The 19,175-nt window shown below is 59.8% G+C and carries 15 protein-coding genes and 4 tRNA genes; 12 read left to right on the top strand and 7 right to left on the bottom strand.

All coding sequences use genetic code 11. The features are described from left to right. The first annotated feature begins 15 nt into the window (after positions 1–15). Entirely contained in the window at positions 16–1,299 is a 1,284-nt protein-coding gene (locus BB029_RS17725; RefSeq protein ID WP_065940161.1) for a Zn-dependent hydrolase, read from the top strand. 122 nt (positions 1,300–1,421) lie between these two features. Here the strand turns inward: BB029_RS17725 and BB029_RS17720 are convergent, their stop codons facing one another. The 4 genes from BB029_RS17720 to BB029_RS17700 form a co-directional block, all read right to left on the bottom strand. Continuing rightward, positions 1,422–1,880 (bottom strand): transposase, encoded by a 459-nt coding sequence (locus BB029_RS17720; RefSeq protein WP_065940160.1) that lies wholly within the window; start codon positions 1,878–1,880, stop codon positions 1,422–1,424. Positions 1,881–2,129: 249 nt separating this feature from the next. Continuing rightward, the gene (locus tag BB029_RS17710) at positions 2,130–3,548 is read right to left on the bottom strand and encodes an efflux transporter outer membrane subunit (RefSeq protein WP_065940158.1); all 1,419 of its coding nucleotides are present in this window, start codon (positions 3,546–3,548) and stop codon (positions 2,130–2,132) included. Then, on the bottom strand, positions 3,532–4,701 hold the full coding sequence (locus BB029_RS17705) for an efflux RND transporter periplasmic adaptor subunit (RefSeq protein ID WP_065940157.1): 1,170 nt from the start codon (positions 4,699–4,701) through the stop codon (positions 3,532–3,534). Before BB029_RS17705 ends, BB029_RS17710 begins: the two co-directional genes overlap by 17 nt. After that, on the bottom strand, positions 4,691–7,912 hold the full coding sequence (locus BB029_RS17700; RefSeq protein WP_065940156.1) for an efflux RND transporter permease subunit: 3,222 nt from the start codon (positions 7,910–7,912) through the stop codon (positions 4,691–4,693). Before BB029_RS17700 ends, BB029_RS17705 begins: the two co-directional genes overlap by 11 nt. A gap of 207 nt (positions 7,913–8,119) precedes the next feature. Between BB029_RS17700 and BB029_RS17695 the strand changes: the two genes are divergently transcribed. Continuing rightward, positions 8,120–8,530, top strand: coding sequence for a hypothetical protein (locus tag BB029_RS17695; RefSeq protein WP_065940155.1), 411 nt, complete (start codon positions 8,120–8,122; stop codon positions 8,528–8,530). Here the strand turns inward: BB029_RS17695 and BB029_RS33275 are convergent. Beyond that, positions 8,527–8,688, bottom strand: a complete 162-nt coding sequence (locus BB029_RS33275) for a hypothetical protein (protein WP_162844269.1) — start codon at positions 8,686–8,688, stop codon at positions 8,527–8,529. The two genes, BB029_RS17695 and BB029_RS33275, sit on opposite strands and share 4 nt — an antisense overlap. A gap of 212 nt (positions 8,689–8,900) precedes the next feature. Here BB029_RS33275 and BB029_RS17690 point away from each other — a divergent pair, with 212 nt between their 5' ends. Beyond that, positions 8,901–9,563: a peptidase C39 family protein gene (locus BB029_RS17690; RefSeq protein WP_065940154.1), complete on the top strand. Its 663-nt coding sequence runs from the start codon at positions 8,901–8,903 to the stop codon at positions 9,561–9,563. Between the two features lie 43 nt (positions 9,564–9,606). Here the strand turns inward: BB029_RS17690 and pbpG are convergent, their stop codons facing one another. Both pbpG and folD read right to left on the bottom strand, forming a co-directional pair. Beyond that, a complete protein-coding gene (pbpG, locus tag BB029_RS17685; protein WP_065940424.1) occupies positions 9,607–10,530 on the bottom strand; it encodes a D-alanyl-D-alanine endopeptidase in 924 nt (307 codons plus the stop codon). A 208-nt stretch (positions 10,531–10,738) separates the two neighbouring features. Then, positions 10,739–11,593, bottom strand: a complete 855-nt coding sequence (gene folD / locus BB029_RS17680; RefSeq protein ID WP_065940153.1) for a bifunctional methylenetetrahydrofolate dehydrogenase/methenyltetrahydrofolate cyclohydrolase FolD — start codon at positions 11,591–11,593, stop codon at positions 10,739–10,741. A gap of 275 nt (positions 11,594–11,868) precedes the next feature. Here folD and BB029_RS17675 point away from each other — a divergent pair. The 9 genes from BB029_RS17675 to BB029_RS17635 all read left to right on the top strand — a co-directional run bounded on the left by BB029_RS17675 (position 11,869) and on the right by BB029_RS17635 (position 19,159). Next, positions 11,869–11,945, top strand: a tRNA-Arg gene (locus BB029_RS17675). A gap of 32 nt (positions 11,946–11,977) precedes the next feature. Beyond that, positions 11,978–12,053, top strand: a tRNA-His gene (locus tag BB029_RS17670). A 56-nt stretch (positions 12,054–12,109) separates the two neighbouring features. Further along, a tRNA-Leu gene (locus BB029_RS17665) sits at positions 12,110–12,194 on the top strand. A 77-nt stretch (positions 12,195–12,271) separates the two neighbouring features. Then, positions 12,272–12,347, top strand: a tRNA-His gene (locus BB029_RS17660). Between the two features lie 397 nt (positions 12,348–12,744). Continuing rightward, entirely contained in the window at positions 12,745–14,055 is a 1,311-nt protein-coding gene (gene tig / locus BB029_RS17655; protein WP_065940152.1) for a trigger factor, read from the top strand. 91 nt (positions 14,056–14,146) lie between these two features. After that, the gene (gene clpP, locus BB029_RS17650) at positions 14,147–14,782 is read left to right on the top strand and encodes an ATP-dependent Clp endopeptidase proteolytic subunit ClpP (RefSeq protein WP_003174822.1); all 636 of its coding nucleotides are present in this window, start codon (positions 14,147–14,149) and stop codon (positions 14,780–14,782) included. Positions 14,783–14,894: 112 nt separating this feature from the next. Beyond that, the gene (clpX, locus tag BB029_RS17645) at positions 14,895–16,178 is read left to right on the top strand and encodes an ATP-dependent Clp protease ATP-binding subunit ClpX (RefSeq protein WP_003238279.1); all 1,284 of its coding nucleotides are present in this window, start codon (positions 14,895–14,897) and stop codon (positions 16,176–16,178) included. 162 nt (positions 16,179–16,340) lie between these two features. Next, entirely contained in the window at positions 16,341–18,737 is a 2,397-nt protein-coding gene (lon, locus tag BB029_RS17640) for an endopeptidase La (RefSeq protein ID WP_065940151.1), read from the top strand. Between the two features lie 149 nt (positions 18,738–18,886). Continuing rightward, positions 18,887–19,159 (top strand): HU family DNA-binding protein, encoded by a 273-nt coding sequence (locus BB029_RS17635; RefSeq protein ID WP_003174819.1) that lies wholly within the window; start codon positions 18,887–18,889, stop codon positions 19,157–19,159. The last annotated feature ends 16 nt before the right edge of the window (positions 19,160–19,175 follow it).

Below are 19,175 nucleotides of genomic sequence, written 5' to 3'. Positions count from 1 at the left end.
CCTGAGGAGATCCCCATGAACGCTGCCCTCGACGTTCTGCAATCGACCCACCAGCACATCAACCGCGACCGCTTGTGGCAGTCGCTGATGGACCTGGCCAAACTCGGCGCCACCCCCAAGGGTGGCGTGTGCCGCCTGGCTCTCACCGACCTCGACCGCAAGGCCCGCGACCTGTTTGTGCAATGGTGCGAAGACGCCGGTTGCACCGTGACCGTCGACGGCATCGGCAATATCTTCGCGCGCCGCCCTGGGCGTAATCCCGACCTGCCGCCGGTGATGACTGGCAGCCATATCGACACCCAGCCCACAGGTGGCAAGTTCGATGGCTGCTTTGGCGTGCTGGCGGGAGTGGAGGTGCTGCGTACGCTCAATGACCTCAAGATCGAAACCGAGGCGCCCTTGGAAGTGGTGGTGTGGACCAACGAGGAAGGCTCGCGCTTCCCGCCGTGCATGATGGGCTCGGGTGTGTTTGCCAGGAAGTTCACCCTGGCGGATACCCTGGCCAAGGTCGATGCGGACGGGGTCAGCGTGGGTGATGCGCTAAATGCGATCGGCTACGCGGGAACCCGTCCTGAGAGTGGGCACAAGGTCGGTGCGTATTTCGAGGCGCATATCGAACAAGGGCCGATTCTGGAGGATGAGAAAAAGACCATCGGAGTGGTGCTCGGCGCCCTCGGGCAGAAGTGGTTCGACCTGAAACTGCGCGGTGTCGAGGCCCATGCGGGGCCGACGCCGATGCACCTGCGCAAGGACGCCCTGGTAGGCGCAGCGGCGGTGGTGGCGGCGGTCAATGCCGCGGCGTTGGGGCATCAGCCCCATGCGTGCGGGACCGTCGGTTGCCTGCAGGCGTATCCCGGTTCACGCAATGTGATTCCGGGCGAAGTGCGCATGACCCTGGACTTCCGGCACTTGGAGCCGGCGCGGTTGGATTCGATGATTGCCCAGGTGCGCCAGGTGATTGACGAGACCTGTGCCAGGCATGGGCTGAGTTTTGAAATGGAACCCACGGCTGACTTCCCGCCGCTGTACTTCGACAAAGGCTGTGTGGACGCCGTGCGCGATGCGGCCAATGGGCTGGGCTTGTCGAACATGGACATCGTCAGCGGGGCAGGGCACGACGCGATTTTCGTCGCCGAGTTGGGGCCGGCGGGGATGATCTTTGTGCCGTGTGAGGGTGGCATCAGCCACAATGAAATCGAGAACGCCGCACCGGATGACCTGGCGGCGGGGTGTGCGGTGTTGTTGCGGGCCATGGTGGCTGCATCGGCAGCCATCGCCAGCGGCAAACTCGCGGCTTGAAGTGCGGGTAAAAAAAGTGGGAGGGGGCTTGCTCCCGATAGCGGTGTATCAGTTACAGATAAGCTGACTGACCTACCGCAATCGGGAGCAAGCCCCCTCCCACATTTGGACTGTGTATGACGTTAAACCCAGATGGCATCCCATAGTGGGTAGTCGCCAATCCGCTCGACCAGACCCGCTCGCAATGGATTAGCCACCACATACCGGGCCATTTTCACCAAGTCATCTTCCTTGCGCAGGGCCCGGTCATGAAAGCTTTCTTGCCAAAGCCGTCCCTTGCGACCACTCACGCCATTGACGGTCCTGGTGCTTTTTGACTTCACCTGGCACATCAAGTCCGCCAGTGAGCCTTTTTTCAGTTCAAGCAGCCAATGGAAATGGTCCGGCATGATGACCCATGCCAGGGAGTTGGCCAGCCCTTGGTACTGGGCTAACCGAAATTGCCAGACCACCAGGCGACCGAGATGGAAATTGTTGAATATCGGTATGCGTTCGTGGGTGTTGGTGGTGATGAGGTAGATACGGTTGGGTTCGCTGAATCGACCGATGCGCAGGCGGTGTGAAGCGGGTAAATCTGCCATTCCCTGGCCCTCTCTAGATGTGCTTAGAGAGGCTAGATTGGCGAGCAGGAGGTTGATGGGCGGGCTCTTGGCAGGATGTGTCTGGACGGTCGCAATCGGGGGCAAGCCCCCTCCCACATTGGCTCAGCGGCGCTTATACATTATGTGTCTGACGCAGGACCCGTGTGGGAGGGGGCTTGCCCCGATGGCGGTGGCTCAGCTACGGATAAACTGGCTGTTCCACCGCTATCACTGTGCCTTGGGGTGATGTCAGGCGCCAGGTTGCCAGCCGCCGCCGAGTGCGGTCATGAGTCCTACACTGGCCTGCAACTGCCGCGTCTGCACCGCCTGCAATGTCCGCTGCGCCTGCAGCGCCGCCGTCTGTGCGGTCACCACATCCAGGTAACTCACCGCACCCGCTTGATAGCTGTTCATCGCCAGCGATTGCGTGTGTTGTGCCGCATCCGCCGCTGCCTGTTCATCCTGCGCCTCCTGTTGCAAATCCCGTAGTTGCGCCAGGTTATCTTCCACCTCGCGCACGGCCTTCAGCACCTGGCTGCGGTACTGCGCCGACGCCTCTTCAAACTCGGCCTTGGCCTGGCGTTCATTGGCGCTCAAGCGGCCACCGTCGAAGATCGGCAGGTTCACCAACGGGCCCAGTGCCCAATACCGATTGCCCGCCGACAGCAGATTGCCGACGCCCTGCGTCTGCCCGCCGATCAACCCGGTCAAGCTGAAGTCCGGATACCACGCCGCCTTGGCCACGCCGATATTTGCGTTGGCCGCAAACACCCGTCGCTCTGCCGCTGCAATATCCGGGCGACGTTGCAAAAGGTGGCTTGGTAACTGTGACGGAATTCCCGGCAGGGCGATCAGTTGCTGGCCGGGCGGCAAGGTAAAGTCGCTGGCTGCCACACCCACCAACTCGCCGATGGCGTGCTCGGTGAGGTTGCGTTGGCCGCGCACTTCATCCAATTGCGCCCTGGCCTGCGCCAGTTGATTTTGCGCACGGGTCAGGTCCAGCTCCGAGGCTATCTGGCCCTCGTAGCGGCTGCGGGTCAATTGCAATGCCTGGCTGAAATCATCCAGCGAGCGAGTGAGAATCCGGCTCTGTGCATCCAGCCCATTGAGCTGCACGTACAAGGTGGCCAACTGACGCTGCAAACTCAGGCGCGCCACCGCCAGGTCATCCCCGGACGCTTGCGCCTGGGCATCGCCGGCCGCGACCTGGTTGCGGATTTTGCCCCACAGGTCCATGTCATAGCTCAAGGAAAACCCCGCGATGTTGCTGTTGTACACCGACGGTTGCGTATCCCCCCGCAACGGTCGCGAATCCGATTGCCGCTGGCGCAGCGGTTGCGCGCTGGCGGTGATCTGCGGGAACAGGCCTGCGTGCAGTTGGCTGGCATACGCTTGGGAAGCATCAAAGTGCGCCAGCGCCGCCGCCAGGTCCGGGTTGGCCTTGAGCAGCTGCTGTTGCAGGTCATTCAGGCGCGAATCGTTGTAGAGCTTCCACCATTCGGGCGCCAGTTGGTCGGACGGCTGCGCGCTGTGCCAGGGCCCATCGCTGGTCTGTTCGCGGTAGTGGGCCGGCAGGTCGATCGCCGGCACCTTGTAGGTCGGCGCCATCGAGCAACCCTGCAAGACCAGCAGCGTCAATGCAGCGAGCGGTTTAAGCTTTATGCGCATGTGCACCTCCGGAGGCATCGGCGAGTTGCACGGGATCACCTTCGCGCAGCGCATCGGGCGGGTTGTCGACGATGCGGTCGGCGGGTTTCAAGCCCTGGTCGATCACCAGGCGTTCGCCCAGGTCGAGGCCGATATGGATGGCCTGCAGGTGCACATGGTTCTGCCCGTCCAACACCGCCACCTGGGTGCCCTGGGCGCGGAAGATCAGGGCGCTGGCCGGGATGCTCACGCCATGGGTATCGGCCGGAATCGGCAGGGTGGCTTCGGCATAATCACCGGGCAGCAGCTCGCCGTTGGGGTTGTCGGCGACGAACTGGGCGAGCAGGGTGCCGGAGCGGCGGTCGATGGCGGTGGAGTCACCGATCAGGCGCGCCTTGAAATGCTTGCCGGGGTGCTCGGGCACGGTCAGTTCGGCTTCAAGGCCCGGATGGATGACCGCTGCGTAGTTCTGCGGCACCGGTACGTAGAGGCGCAATTGATGGGTGTCGGCAATGTTGAACAGTTCCGGATCGCTGTCGGTGTCGGCCTTGATCAGCTGGCCGATATCGGTGTTGCGCGCGGTGATGGTGCCGGCGAACGGGGCGCGAAGGGTCTTGTAGTTTTCCAGCGCCGACAGCCGGGCGTAGTCGGCAGCGGCGGCCTCGGCGTTGGCCTTGGCGGCAGCGGCATTGGAGGTTTTTTCATCGGCCTCCTGGCGCGATACCGAATGGCTGGCCAGCAGGTTTTGCCAGCGCGTGGCGGTGGTTTCGGCCAGGCGTGTGTTGGCCTGTTCCTGCACCAGGCGTGCATGGGTCTGCGCCAGCTGTTGATCCAGGTCGGGGCTGTCGATTTCCGCGAGGACTTGCCCGGCCTTGACCCGGCTGCCGATATCGACTTTCCAATCCTTCAGGTAACCGCTGACCCGGGCGTGGATCGGCGCCTTGCTCCAGGCTTCCAGGTGCGCCGGCAGGCGCAAGGTATCGCCGGCCACATTCTGCCGGGGCTGGAACACCATCACGTGCGGGATGGCGGCGGTCTCGGTCCAGGCCGTGACCGATTGTTCGTGCAGCGTACGGGCATGCAGGCCGTTGGCGACCAACAGAGCGGCCAGGGTCAGGCCGCCGACACCCATGAGCATCAGACGCTTGCGCGAGGGTTTGTGATCAGACGACATGTGGGGTTTCTCCTGCAACTGCGCGAGTAGGGTGACGACCGTGGACCAGGCTGAAGACCACGGGAACAAACAACAATGTGGCGAGGGTGGCGAAGATCAAACCGCCGATGACGGCGCGCCCGAGCGGGGCGTTCTGCTCCTCGGAAATTGCCAGGGGCAACATGCCGATGATCATCGCCAGGGCGGTCATGCACACCGGGCGGAAGCGCGTGTAACCGGCCTCCATGGCGGCTTTCAACGCATCACCATGTTCGGCCAGGCGCTCACGGCAGAAGCTCACCACCAGGATCGAGTTGGCCGTGGCGACGCCCATGCACAGGATGGCGCCGGTGAGCGCCGGCACCGACAAGGAGGTGCCGCTGAGGAACAGCATCCACACGATGCCTGCGAGCGCCGCCGGCAACGCGGTGATGATGACGAACGGGTCGGCCCACGACTGGAAGTTGATCACGATCAGCAGGTAGATCAGCACCACCGCACCCAGCAGGCCAAGGCTCAAGCCGCTGAAGGCCTCATGCAGCGCATCGATCTGCCCGTGCAGGCTGATCGTCGCGCCTTTGGGGCGCAGATGCGCGGTGTCATCCAGCACCTTTTGCACGTCGCGGGCTACGCCGCCGAGGTCGCGGCCCTGCACGTTGGCGTACAGGTCCAGGGTCGGTTCGATGTTGTAGTGGGTCACCACCGCCGGGCTTTGCACGCGGGAGATGGTGGCCACGCCACCGAGGATCTGTGACTGCCCATTGGCGCCGGTGACCGGCAGCGCTTCCAGTGACGGCAGGCTGTCGAGTCGGTATTGCGGGGTGGCGGCGACAATGGAATAGGACACGCCGTTGGCCGGGTTGAGCCAGAAGGTCGGCGCGGTCTGTGAACTGCCGGCCAGCGACGCCACCATGCTGTTGGTCACGTCCCGCTCGGTGATGCCCAGGCCGTTGGCGCGCATGCGGTCGACATTCACCTGCAGCGACGGGTAGCCGGTGGACTGCTGGATGCGCAGGTCGGCGATGCCGGGCACGTGTTGCAGGCGACGTTCCAACTCGACGGCATAGGCGCGGTTTTCTGCATCGCTGCGCCCGGAGATTTTCACGTCCAGAGGCGCCGGTGCGCCGAAGTTGAGGATCTGGCTGCTGATGTCCGCCGGCAGGAACGCGAAGTGGCTGCCTGGGAAACTTTGCGGCAGCGCTTCACGCAGTTTCTTCACGTAGTCGGCGGTGGGCGCATGGCCCTTTTTCAGGCTGACCTGGATGTCGCCATCCTGCGGGCCGATGGTGCCGCTGCTGCTGTAGGCCATGTCGATGCCGCTGAGCGGAATGCCAATGTTATCGACGATGGTGTCCAGTTCTTCGGCGGGGATCACTTCACGGATCCGCGCTTCGATGCGGTCGAAGGCGGCGGCGCTTTCTTCGATACGCGTGCCCAGGGGCAGGCGCACATGCAGGGCCAGCGCACCGGCATCCGTCGCCGGGAAAAAGTCCTGGCCCAGGCTTGGCAACAGCAGGAATGAGGCGAGCACGCAGGCCAGGAAACCGACGATAAAACCCTTGCGATTGCCCAGGGCCAAGGTCAGCAGGCCGTGGTAGGTGTCGCGGATATTCGAGAAGTGACGCTCGAAACCCTGCTGGAAATTCAGCACCGTTTGCAGTGCGGCATTGCGCGGTTTCGGGTGCTGCTCGCCCTCATGGTGGTTGATGAATGCATCTTCGGGATGGTGCCCCACGCCTGGCTCCGGCGTGTGCGGCTTGAGCAGGAACATCGCCAGCGTCGGCACCAGGGTGCGCGAAAGAATGAATGAGCTGGCCATGGCGAAGATCACCGCCAGCGCCATCGGCCGGAACAGATAACCGGCGATGCCCTGCAGCAGGAACATCGGCACGAACACGATGCAGATGCACAGCAGCGAGACGAACGCCGGGCCGACAATTTGCGCGGCACCGTCGAGGATCGCGGTCTTCACCGCCTTGCCTTGCTCCAGGTGCCAGTTGATGTTTTCGATGGTCACCGTGGCGTCGTCCACCAGGATCCCTACGGCCAGCGCCAGCCCGCCGAGGGTCATGACGTTGAGGGTCTGCCCGCTGACCGCCAGCAGCGCAATGGCCGACAGCACCGCCAGGGGAATTGACGCCGCGATAATGATCGTGGAGCGCCAGCTGCCGAGGAACAGCAGTATCATCGCACTGGTCAGCAGCGCGGCGATGATGCCTTCCTGGGCCACGCTGCCCACCGATTGCTTGACGAATACCGAGGCGTCGCCCAGCAACGAGGTCTTCAGTGACGGCGGCAGGGTTTCGTTGATGCGCGGCAGCATCTGGCGGATACCGTCGATGATCGACAAGGTGGAAATGCTGCCGTTTTTCAACGCCGGCATCAGCACCGCGCGATGGCCGTCGACGCGCACGATGTTGGTTTGCGGCGGCGAGCCGTCGCGCACGTGGGCGACCTGGCCGATGGTGATCAGAGCGCCGTCGACGGTCTTGATCGGCAGGTCGTTGAGCTCATCGATGGCCTTGGGGCTGTTGTTGAGCAGGATCGTGTATTCGTTGGGGCCAAGTTTGGCGGTGCCCACCGGGATGATCTGGTTCTGCAGCGCCAGGGCATTGCCCACATCCTGGGCCGATAAGCCCTTGGCCGCCAACGCCTGGGGGTCGAGGTCGAGGGTGATCTGCCGCTGCTTGCCACCCATCGGCGTGGGCATGGCCAGGCCGGGCAGGGCGCTGAGGGGTAGGCGGATATTGTTCTGCACCAGGTCGCGAATTTTGGCTTCCGACAGCGTCGGGCTGGAGAACGCCATTTGCAGGATCGGCACCGTGGAGGCGCTGTAGTTGAGGATCAGCGGTGGCGTGATACCCGGTGGCATCTGCTTGAGCACCGTTTGTGATACGGCGGTCACTTGGGCGTTGGCGGTGCGGATGTCGACGCCGGGCTGGAAGAAAATCTTCACGATGCCCATGCCGGGCAGGGATTGTGACTCGATATGTTCGATGTCGTTGACGGTGGTGCTCAGGGAGCGTTCGTAGGTGTAGATCACCCGGCCGGCCATGGCGTCCGGCGACAGGCCGTTGTACTGCCAGACCACGGCGACCACAGGGATGCCGATATCGGGAAACACGTCGGTGGGGGTTCGCAGGGCCGCCATCGGCCCGATGATGCAGATGAATATGGCCAACACGATAAACGTGTACGGCTTTTGCAGTGCGGTCTTTACCAGCCCGAGCATGCGTGAACCTCCGAGGGAGCAGGATTGCAAACCCCGGCAGTCTTGCCCGACCCACCTAACACGCGCCTTTCAGCCAGGTGAAGGAACATTTAGGTAAGGGCTGAAGATCGTTTCATATGGATTCATTTGTTCTACAGGGCGTGGCTGCCCAAGCTTGCACCCCATCGGACGACTTGTCTTTTTACTGATGTTCTTTGGAGCCCTGCCATGTCACTCAAACCTTTATTGTTGATCCCCGCCCTGGGGGCTGTTTTGTTGTTGTCAGCCTGTGCCGGCCCGATTCCCAAGGCGGACCCCAGCGAAGCCTGGATCGGCTTGAAAGAAGAAGCGCCGAACGATCTGATGGCTGAACGTGTGGACGGCAAGCGTGTCGACGACGGGCGCTTTTTCGAAGTGCCCCCCGGGGATCATCGCCTGGACGTGACGTTGTTCGAGGAAGAAGCCGGCGACGACAACCAGCAGGACTGCGAGGGTCGGGTCGAGTACAAGGATTTCAAGGCGGGTGAGCATTACACCCTGGTGGAGTCGAGCCTGGGCACCACCGTGCGCGCATCCCTGATGGACGGGCACGGTAAGGAGGTCGCGGCGACTCAGGATTTCAATTGCATGCCTGGCTAGGCGTGGTGCACCGCCGCTCTATGGGGCTTGGCGGGTGCCGCAGGTTTGACGTGGGGGTGATGGTGCCGGCGAGTAATGCGCAACACCCCCCACAACATGGCGCCGGCTACCGCCAGCCAACCGCAGATCAACAGGAAAATCGTTGTTGCAAGGCTCATTTTGGCCTCCTTTCGCCCCGCAGGGGGCACACACAGTCTTCTCAATGGACAGTCTAGCTACCCGGCGGTTGCCTGCTATTGACCAATGGTCGTGTTCGTCCAACTCGTTTGCTCTAACCGCGACGCTTTACTGAGCCTATGGGCTATACCCGCGTGGCAGAGCGTCCTATGATCAGGGCCCTCACCGGCAGTTGATCAAGAGAGTAAAAAAATTGCGGTTACGGTCGAACCTTAAAACATCCTTGTTGCTGGCCTGTGCCCTGGGGCTCGCGGCCTGTTCCGGGCAGCCGTCGAAACTTCCGGGCCTGCCGGAACGTGTCGAACTCAATGGTGTGCCGACCTTTCGCAGCGAGGCTTATCAGAGCGGTCCTACGGCATTAGCCAGCATGCTGTCGCAACAAGGCATTGTGATGACACCGGGCTTGTTGGATAAGCCGTTGCATTTGCCGGGCGGTGAAGCGGACCTGGAGCGCAACATGCAGGTGCTGGCCCGTGAGTACGGGCTGATGGTGTACCCCCTGGATGCCAAGCTGACCGCGGTACTGGCGCAGGTGGCGGCGGGTTATCCGGTGATGGCGCGGATTGGCGGCGGCCTGTTGTCTGACGCGCGCTACGTGGTGGTGGTGGGTTTCAACCAGCAGAAAAGCACGGTGCTGTTGCGTTCAGGCATGGACCGACGCCTGCTGATGAGCTTCAGCGACTTTGAGTCGAAGTGGAGCAGTGCCGGGCACTGGGCAATCGTCACCCAGCGCCCGAGCCAATTGCCGGCCAATGTGGATGCGCAGCGCTGGCGGGATTCGGCGAACGCAACGGCCCAGGCCGGGCAGGAGCGGGCGGCGGCGCAGGCGCTCAAGGTGTTGGCGGAACACAAATAAAATGGGAGGGGCGAGCCCCTCCTAAGTGCGTTCTCGGTGTTCCTTAACGGCGGACTTCGGCGGCATTCGCGCGGTTCTTCAGGTTCTTGTCAGCCTTGTAGCGCAGCGCGACGTCCGGCACCGAGCCGCCCTTGCCGGTCTCGACCCAGCTACGGATACGGCTGGCATCGGCAAAGTGGGTGAATTTGCCGAAAGCATCCAGGATCACCAGCGACACCGGACGATTACCCATGCGGGTGACCAGCACCAGGCAATGACCGGCCTGGTTGGTGAAACCGGTCTTGGTCAGCTTGATATCCCAGTTGGCGCGGTTGATCAGGTGGTCGGTGTTGGAGAAACCCAGGGTGTAGTTGGGCTTGCGGAACGCTACGGTCTTTTCCTTGGTGGTGCTCAACTGGCTCAGCATCGGAAATTTTTGCGCGTAGGCCAGCAGCTTGCTCAAGTCGCGGGCGGTGGACACGTTGTGGATCGACAGGCCGGTGGGCTCGACATAATGGGTGCTGGTCATGCCCAGGGCCTTGGCCTTGGCGTTCATCGCGGCAATAAAGGCCGCGTAGCCGCCCGGATAGTGGTGCGCCAGGCTCGCGGCGGCGCGGTTTTCCGAGGACATCAGGGCAATCAGCAACATCTCCTTGCGCGGCATCTGGCTGCCGATCTTCACGCGGGAGAACACGCCTTTCATCTCCGGCGTGTCGGTGATGTTGATGTCGATGTACTCGTCCATGTTCTGCTTGGCTTCAAGCACGATCAGGCCCGTCATCAGCTTGCTCACCGAGGCGATAGGCACCACCACGTCGGGGTTGCTGGCGTAGATGACCTTGTTGGTTTGCAGGTCCACCAGCATGGCGCTGCCGGAAGCGATCTGCAGTTTGGATGGATCCCGCGGCGCCAGGGCGGAGTCGGCAGCGTGCGCAAAGGTGCCGCTGAACGCAAAAAACAGGCTGACAATGGAAAGACGAATTTTCACGCGGATGAACTCGCTAAAAAAGTAAGAAATACCGTTGGGAAACGGGTTTTGTGACAAATGGCGTTACATTTTAGGAGTATGGACGACAGACTGTCGAATGTTCTTCTAAAACCAGACGAAAGTGCTTAAAAACTAAGAAAAAACAGGTTTTCTTCCGGGCAATAAAAAGCCCTGCGATAAGGCAGGGCTTTTTCAGTACGACTGGTTATTAACCGTGCAGGGTTTCTGCGGCGTACAGGGTATTTTCCAGCAGGCAGGCACGGGTCATCGGGCCAACGCCACCCGGCACCGGGGTGATCCAGCCGGCGCGGGGCAGGGCGGTTTCATACACCACGTCGCCGACCAGCTTGCCGTCTTCCTGGCGGTTGATGCCCACGTCGATGACGATGGCGCCTTCCTTGATCCATTCACCCTTGACCAGGCCCGGCTTGCCGGCGGCCACGACAACCAGGTCGGCACGGCCAACGTGGCCGGCCAGGTCTTTGGTGAAGCGGTGGGTCACGGTGACGCTGCACCCGGCCAGCAGCAACTCCATGGCCATTGGGCGGCCCACGATGTTGGATGCGCCGACGACGACGGCATCGAGGCCGTACAGGTCGACACCGGTGCTTTCCAGCAGGGTCATGATGCCTTTGGGCGTGCACGGGCGCAGCAGTGGGATACGCTGGGCCAGGCGGCCGACGTTATAAGGATGGAAACCGTCGACGTCTTTGTCAGGGCGGATGCGTTCGAGCAGCTTGGACGCGTCCAGGTGCGCGGGCAACGGCAATTGCAGGAGGATGCCGTCCATCGCCGGGTCGTCGTTGAGGCTGTCGATCAGGTCGGTCAGGGCCTGCTGGGTGGTGTCGGCAGGCAGGTCGTAGGCCTTGGAAATAAAGCCGACCTCTTCACAGTCTTTACGCTTGTGCGAGACATAAACCTGAGAGGCAGGATCGCTGCCGACCAGAATCACCGCGAGGCCAGGCGTGCGCAAGCCTTGCTGGCTGCGCTCGGCGACTCGTTTGGCGATCTGCTGGCGCAGGCTGGCGGCGATTGATTTGCCGTCGATAAGTTGTGCAGTCATTACGCGTGATTAACCATCGAGAGGGGGAGGAAAAGTGCGCGCATTCTCGCACGCCACGGCGTGAGGGCAAAGGCGCTTGGTCCGCAAATTGGCCTAACCCCTTAAATAAAATGAATTTTTTTCAAAAAAGATTTGACGGGTTTCCAGGCCCTCTATACTATTCGTCGCACTTGTCGGGCACAGCCTAGCACTGGTTAAGAAGGTCGAGCAGAATCGTTGTTCTGCAAGGCTGGAAGCACTTAGTTTGTAATCCTCCAAGAGTACAGATTAATAAGGCGCCCGTAGCTCAGCTGGATAGAGCATCCGCCTTCTAAGCGGATGGTCGCAGGTTCGAGTCCTGCCGGGTGCGCCATTAGGCAGCTTTGGCACAAGTAGCGCTATATGGTGGGCGTAGCTCAGTTGGTAGAGCACGGGATTGTGACTCCCGTTGTCGAGGGTTCGATCCCCTTCGTCCACCCCATATTTTGAAAGGCGCCAGATTAACCGTCTGGCGCCTTTGCTTTAAGAGCTTCAAGCGCGGATGTGGTGGAATTGGTAGACACACTGGATTTAGGTTCCAGCGCCGCGAGGCGTAAGAGTTCGAGTCTCTTCATCCGCACCAAATAAGGCCTTACTCGGTTTGCATGCAGGGTGGGGTTAGACAAAGAAGTAGTTTGGTTTCTTTGTTAACGCAATATGGTGGGCGTAGCTCAGTTGGTAGAGCACGGGATTGTGACTCCCGTTGTCGAGGGTTCGATCCCCTTCGTCCACCCCATATTCGAAAGGCGCCAGATTTAACAGTCTGGCGCCTTTTTTGGTTTTGGCGGTTCGGTTTTTCGTGGCTGCGGGTTGTGGGTCGCGATGGTGATGCGTTTCATCGTATTTATGTGTCTCGATGATACTGCATTGTTATCTGCCTTCATTGCGAGGTAGGCCGTCAGGGAGATGGGCGACGATCCCTTCTATATATAGAGGGGCGGCGCAGAGCCCTGGCGTGATTGGCTTTATTTGTCACCGGGGCGGGGCGCGACAGTGCCTTCGTACCGATAAATTGCCGGCTGTTTACGGGCGTATTTCCAGTAGGGTGACTTCTTGAGTTTGACCCACTAGAATGCATGCCCTTGATTGGGGTCGGAAATGGCCGGCTAACGTCTGTGCAACGAGGAATATCCATGCAAGTTTCTGTTGAAAATACTACTGCTCTCGAGCGCCGCATGAGCATCACCGTGCCGGCTGAGCGCATCGAGACTGCGGTCAACAAGCGTCTGCAGCAGACTGCCCAAAAGGCCAAGATCGCTGGTTTCCGTCCAGGCAAAGTGCCAATGAGCGAAATCAAGCGCCGTTTTGGTGCTGATGCACGCAATGAAGCCGTCGGTGACGTGATCCAGGCTTCTTTCTACGAAGCAGTGGTTGAGCAAAAGCTGAACCCGGCTGGTTCGCCTTCGATCGAGCCCAAGTCCCTGGAAGCGGGCAAGGACCTGGAATACGTTGCCGTATTCGAAGTGTTCCCCGAGTTCGAAGTGGCCGGTTTCGACGGTATCGCTATCGAGCGCCTGAGCGCCGAAGTGGCTGATTCGGACCTGGACAACATGCTGGAAATCCTGCGCAAGCAGAACACCCGTTTCGAAGTGGTCGGCCGTGCTGCCCAGAACGAAGACCAGCTGAACATCGATTTCGTTGGCAAGGTTGACGGCGAAGCATTCGCTGGCGGCTCCGCCAAGGGTACTCAGCTGGTGCTGGGTTCCAACCGCATGATTCCTGGCTTCGAGGACGGCCTGGTTGGCGCCAAGGCCGGCGAAGAGCGTGTCCTGAACCTGGAATTCCCTGCTGACTACCAGAACCTGGACCTGGCTGGCAAAGCCGCCGAGTTCACCGTGACCGTCAACAGCGTTTCCGAGCCTAAGCTGCCAGAACTGAACGAAGAATTCTTCAATCAGTTCGGCATCAAGGAAACCGGCATCGAAGGCTTCCGCACCGAAGTTCGCAAGAACATGGAGCGCGAGCTGCGCCAGGCTATCAAGTCCAAGGTCAAGAACCAGGTCATGGACGGTCTGCTGGCCTCCAACCCGATCGAAGTGCCTAAGGCCCTGCTGTCCAACGAAGTGGATCGCCTGCGCGTACAGGCTGTCCAGCAGTTCGGCGGCAACATCAAGCCAGACCAACTGCCGGCCGAGCTGTTCGAAGAGCAAGCCAAGCGCCGTGTGGTGCTGGGCCTGATCGTGGCTGAAGTGGTCAAGCAGTTCGACCTCAAGCCTGACGAAGATCGCGTCCGCGAAATGATCCAGGAAATGGCCTCGGCCTACCAGGAGCCTGAGCAGGTCGTGGCTTGGTACTACAAGAACGACCAGCAGCTGAACGAAGTACGTTCGGTTGTGCTGGAAGAACAAGTTGTGGATACTGTTCTGCAGAAGGCTAAGGTGACCGATAAAGCGGTCTCTTACGAAGAAGCAGTCAAGCCGGCGGAAGCAGCACAAGCCGACTGATTGTCCAACTCGTTGGAAATTCAACCATAAGCCAGCCTCGCGCTGGCTTATGCGTTTTCAAGACATGACTATTTGGGAGTAACTGCAGAGCATGTTCCGTAATTCCTATATTCAGCAGAACTCTGATATCCAGGCCGCAGGCGGCCTGGTCCCGATGGTTGTCGAGCAGTCCGCTCGTGGCGAACGCGCCTACGACATCTACTCGCGCCTGCTCAAGGAGCGAGTGATCTTTCTGGTGGGCCCGGTAGAGGACTACATGGCCAACCTGATCTGTGCGCAACTGCTGTTCCTTGAAGCGGAAAACCCGGACAAGGACATCCATCTCTACATCAACTCACCGGGCGGTTCGGTGACTGCGGGCATGTCGATCTACGACACCATGCAGTTCATCAAGCCGAACGTATCCACTACCTGCATTGGCCAGGCCTGCAGCATGGGCGCGTTCCTGCTGACCGCAGGTGCCGAGGGCAAGCGTTACTGCCTGCCGAACTCGCGCGTGATGATTCACCAGCCACTGGGCGGTTTCCAGGGCCAGGCGTCGGACATCGAAATTCACGCCAAGGAAATCCTCTTCATCCGCGAACGTCTCAACACGCTGATGGCCAAGCACAGCGGGCACACCCTGGAAGAAATCGAGCGCGACACCAACCGTGACAACTTCATGAGCGCCGAAGCTGCACGTGAATATGGGTTGATCGACGCAGTGATCGAAAAGCGCCCCGCTTAATATAAGCCGCTCAAAATAGGGCTGGTTGGGTTTCCCGATCACCTGCGGGCTTGAAAAAGCCCGCATAAGCCTTCATCTTGTGTTGCAAGCCTATCGGATTTGGATCGAACGAATGACTGACACCCGCAACGGCGAGGACAACGGCAAGCTGCTCTATTGCTCCTTCTGTGGCAAAAGCCAGCATGAAGTGCGCAAATTGATTGCCGGCCCCTCGGTCTTTATCTGCGACGAGTGCGTCGACCTGTGCAATGACATCATCCGTGAGGAGGTGCAGGAAGCCCAGGCCGAAAGCAGCGCGCATAAATTGCCTTCGCCTAAAGAAATCAGCGGCATCCTTGATCAGTATGTGATTGGTCAAGAGCGTGCAAAGAAGGTTCTGGCCGTAGCGGTATACAACCACTACAAGCGCTTGAACCAGCGTGACAAGAAAGGCGACGAAGTCGAACTCGGCAAGAGCAACATCTTGCTGATCGGTCCTACAGGCTCGGGTAAGACCCTGCTTGCAGAGACCCTCGCTCGCCTGCTGAACGTTCCGTTCACCATCGCCGACGCCACCACCCTCACCGAGGCTGGCTACGTGGGCGAAGATGTCGAGAACATCATTCAGAAATTGCTGCAGAAGTGCGACTACGACGTAGAGAAGGCCCAGATGGGTATTGTCTACATCGACGAAATCGACAAGATCTCGCGCAAGTCCGACAACCCGTCGATCACCCGGGACGTTTCCGGTGAAGGCGTGCAGCAGGCCCTGTTGAAACTGATCGAAGGCACGGTCGCTTCCGTACCGCCACAAGGCGGCCGCAAGCACCCGCAGCAGGAATTCCTTCAGGTTGATACGCGCAACATCCTGTTTATCTGTGGCGGTGCATTCTCCGGCCTGGAGAAGGTTATTCAGCAACGGTCTACCCGTGGCGGCATCGGTTTCAGTGCAGAAGTGCGCAGCAAGGAAGAAGGCAAGAAGGTGGGCGAGTCCCTGCGTGAAGTCGAGCCTGACGATCTGGTCAAGTTCGGTCTGATCCCGGAATTCGTTGGCCGTTTGCCGGTCCTGGCCACGTTGGACGAGTTGGATGAGGCGGCTCTGATTCAGATCCTCACCGAACCGAAAAACGCCCTGACCAAGCAATACGCCAAGCTGTTCGAGATGGAAGGTGTGGACCTCGAATTCCGTACCGACGCGCTCAAATCGGTGGCCAAGCGGGCACTGGAGCGCAAGACCGGTGCACGTGGCCTGCGTTCGATCCTCGAAGGTGTATTGCTCGACACCATGTACGAAATCCCCTCGCAGTCCGAGGTGAGTAAAGTGGTGATCGACGAAAGCGTTATAGAAGGCAAGTCCAAGCCACTGTATATCTACGAAAACAGTGAGCCGACTGCCAAGGCTGCGCCAGACGCGTAAGCGTTTCGCAGTTTTGGTACAAACGAAGGGGCCTCTAGGGGCTCCTTTGTTTTTCATAAGGATTTTTACTGCGTGTAACTGCCAGCATTGAGCTTGTTTTTTTTACACGCAGCCCCCATCTTGGTTTCAAGCTTATTTTTCAACTGTCATAGAGGCGAAATCATGAAGACAACCATCGAATTGCCTCTCCTGCCGTTGCGTGATGTCGTCGTCTATCCGCACATGGTTATCCCGCTGTTCGTGGGGCGCGAGAAGTCTATCGAAGCCCTCGAGGCCGCGATGACGGGCGACAAGCAGATCCTGCTGTTGGCCCAGAAAAATCCTGCCGATGATGATCCGGGCGAAGATGCCTTGTATCGCGTCGGCACCATTGCCACTGTCCTGCAGCTGCTCAAGCTGCCCGATGGCACCGTCAAGGTGCTGGTGGAAGGCGAGCAGCGCGGTGCGGTAGAGCGTTTCATGGAGGTGGACGGCCACCTGCGCGCTGAAGTGGTGCTGATCGACGAAGTCGAGGCCCCTGAGCGCGAGTCCGAAGTGTTTGTGCGCAGCCTGCTCTCGCAGTTTGAGCAGTACGTGCAGTTGGGCAAGAAAGTCCCGGCTGAAGTGTTGTCTTCCCTCAATAGCATCGATGAGCCAAGCCGCCTGGTCGACACCATGGCCGCGCACATGGCGCTGAAGATCGAGCAGAAGCAGGACATCCTCGAAATCATCGACCTGTCGGCCCGTGTCGAACACGTGCTGGCGTTGCTGGATGCCGAAATCGATCTGCTCCAGGTCGAGAAGCGCATCCGTGGTCGTGTCAAAAAACAAATGGAGCGCAGCCAGCGCGAGTACTACCTGAATGAGCAGATGAAGGCCATTCAGAAGGAGCTCGGCGACAGCGAGGAAGGCCACAACGAAATCGAAGAGCTGAAAAAGCGCATCGATGCTGCCGGTCTGCCGAAAGACGCCCTGACCAAAGCCACCGCCGAGTTGAACAAGCTCAAGCAGATGTCGCCGATGTCGGCTGAAGCCACCGTGGTGCGCTCGTACATCGACTGGCTGGTGCAGGTGCCGTGGAAGGCTCAGACCAAGGTACGCCTGGATCTGGCGCGCGCTGAAGACATTCTCGATGCCGACCATTATGGCCTTGAAGAAGTCAAAGAGCGCATCCTCGAATACCTCGCCGTGCAAAAACGCGTGAAGAAGATTCGTGGCCCGGTGTTGTGCCTGGTTGGCCCGCCTGGGGTAGGTAAAACCTCCCTGGCCGAGTCCATCGCCAATGCCACCAACCGTAAATTCGTGCGCATGGCCCTCGGTGGCGTGCGTGATGAGGCGGAAATTCGTGGTCATCGCCGGACTTACATCGGTTCGATGCCAGGAAGATTGATTCAAAAAATGACAAAGGTGGGTGTGCGCAACCCGCTGTTCCTGCTCGATGAAATCGACAAAATGGGCAGCGACATGCGTGGCGATCCGGCATCGGCCTTGCTGGAAGTGCTCGACCCTGAGCAGAACCACAATTTCAATGACCATTACCTGGAGGTCGACTACGACCTGTCCGACGTAATGTTCCTGTGCACCTCCAACTCCATGAATATTCCGCCGGCATTGCTGGACCGGATGGAGGTGATTCGTCTGCCGGGTTACACCGAAGACGAGAAGATCAACATCGCCGTCAAATACCTCGCGCCCAAACAGATTTCGGCCAATGGCCTGAAGAAGGGCGAGATCGAATTCGACGTCGAGTCGATCCGCGACATCGTGCGCTACTACACCCGCGAGGCCGGTGTACGGGGACTTGAGCGCCAGATCGCGAAGATTTGCCGCAAGGCGGTCAAGGAGCACGCGCTGGAAAAACGCTTCTCGGTGAAGGTCACGGCCGACGCTCTTGAGCACTTCCTGGGTGTGCGTAAATTCCGTTACGGCCTGGCAGAACAGCAGGATCAGGTAGGGCAGGTCACTGGCCTGGCGTGGACTCAGGTGGGCGGCGAATTGCTGACCATCGAAGCTGCGGTGATCCCCGGCAAGGGCCAGTTGATCAAGACCGGCTCCCTCGGTGACGTGATGGTCGAATCCATTACCGCCGCGCAGACCGTGGTGCGCAGCCGCGCCAGGAGCCTGGGGATCCCCCTGGACTTCCACGAGAAGCACGACACCCACATCCACATGCCGGAAGGGGCTACACCGAAGGATGGCCCCAGCGCTGGCGTAGGCATGTGCACGGCCCTGGTTTCGGCATTGACCGGCATACCGGTGCGCGCCGATGTCGCGATGACCGGGGAAATCACCCTGCGTGGCCAGGTATTGGCCATTGGTGGCCTTAAAGAGAAATTGCTGGCGGCACACCGCGGTGGCATCAAGACCGTGATCATTCCTGAAGAGAATGTTCGCGACTTGAAGGAAATTCCTGACAATATCAAGCAGGATCTTCAGATTAAACCGGTTAAATGGATTGACGAGGTCCTGCAAATTGCGCTGCAATACGCGCCGGAGCCCTTGCCGGATGTGGCTCCGGAGATAGTCGCAAAGGACGAAAAGCGAGAGTCTGATTCCAAGGAAAGAATTAGCACGCATTAATGTGAATAAGCCTGGGGGCTTCCTTGACAGCTTTTTAGAGCCCTTGTTATAAAGCGGCTCTTAAGTGTCTGTAGGCCATTCAGCACTGGTTTTTGCTGTTTACCAAAAAACTTAGAATCATACTCAATAGATATATAAGGGGACTTAGAGTGAACAAGTCGGAACTGATTGATGCTATCGCTGCATCCGCTGATATCCCGAAAGCTGCTGCCGGCCGTGCGCTGGATGCAGTAATCGAATCCGTCACTGGCGCTCTGAAGGCCGGCGACTCCGTGGTACTGGTAGGCTTCGGTACTTTCTCTGTGACTGACCGCCCAGCTCGCACTGGCCGTAACCCACAGACTGGCAAAGCACTGCAAATCGCTGCTGCCAAGAAACCAGGTTTCAAAGCCGGTAAAGCCCTGAAAGAAGCGGTTAACTAAGCTTCGATCAAGCCTT

Source organism: Pseudomonas sp. S3E12 (assembly GCF_001702295.1).
Lineage (GTDB): Bacteria > Pseudomonadota > Gammaproteobacteria > Pseudomonadales > Pseudomonadaceae > Aquipseudomonas > Aquipseudomonas marginalis.
The sequence above is the reverse complement of the archived record's forward strand: the minus strand, read 5'-3'. Positions and strand labels throughout refer to the sequence as shown.

Coding starts and splice junctions, on each gene's coding strand:
- clpP (WP_003174822.1), top strand. CDS start 14,147: ATGTTCCGTAATTCCTATATTCAGCAGAACTCTGATATCCAGGCCGCA.
- BB029_RS17700 (WP_065940156.1), bottom strand. CDS start 7,912: ATGCTCGGGCTGGTAAAGACCGCACTGCAAAAGCCGTACACGTTTATC.
- BB029_RS17710 (WP_065940158.1), bottom strand. CDS start 3,548: ATGCGCATAAAGCTTAAACCGCTCGCTGCATTGACGCTGCTGGTCTTG.
- BB029_RS17725 (WP_065940161.1), top strand. CDS start 16: ATGAACGCTGCCCTCGACGTTCTGCAATCGACCCACCAGCACATCAAC.
- folD (WP_065940153.1), bottom strand. CDS start 11,593: ATGACTGCACAACTTATCGACGGCAAATCAATCGCCGCCAGCCTGCGC.
- tig (WP_065940152.1), top strand. CDS start 12,745: ATGCAAGTTTCTGTTGAAAATACTACTGCTCTCGAGCGCCGCATGAGC.
- BB029_RS33275 (WP_162844269.1), bottom strand. CDS start 8,688: ATGAGCCTTGCAACAACGATTTTCCTGTTGATCTGCGGTTGGCTGGCG.
- BB029_RS17720 (WP_065940160.1), bottom strand. CDS start 1,880: ATGGCAGATTTACCCGCTTCACACCGCCTGCGCATCGGTCGATTCAGC.
- clpX (WP_003238279.1), top strand. CDS start 14,895: ATGACTGACACCCGCAACGGCGAGGACAACGGCAAGCTGCTCTATTGC.
- lon (WP_065940151.1), top strand. CDS start 16,341: ATGAAGACAACCATCGAATTGCCTCTCCTGCCGTTGCGTGATGTCGTC.
- BB029_RS17705 (WP_065940157.1), bottom strand. CDS start 4,701: ATGTCGTCTGATCACAAACCCTCGCGCAAGCGTCTGATGCTCATGGGT.
- BB029_RS17695 (WP_065940155.1), top strand. CDS start 8,120: ATGTCACTCAAACCTTTATTGTTGATCCCCGCCCTGGGGGCTGTTTTG.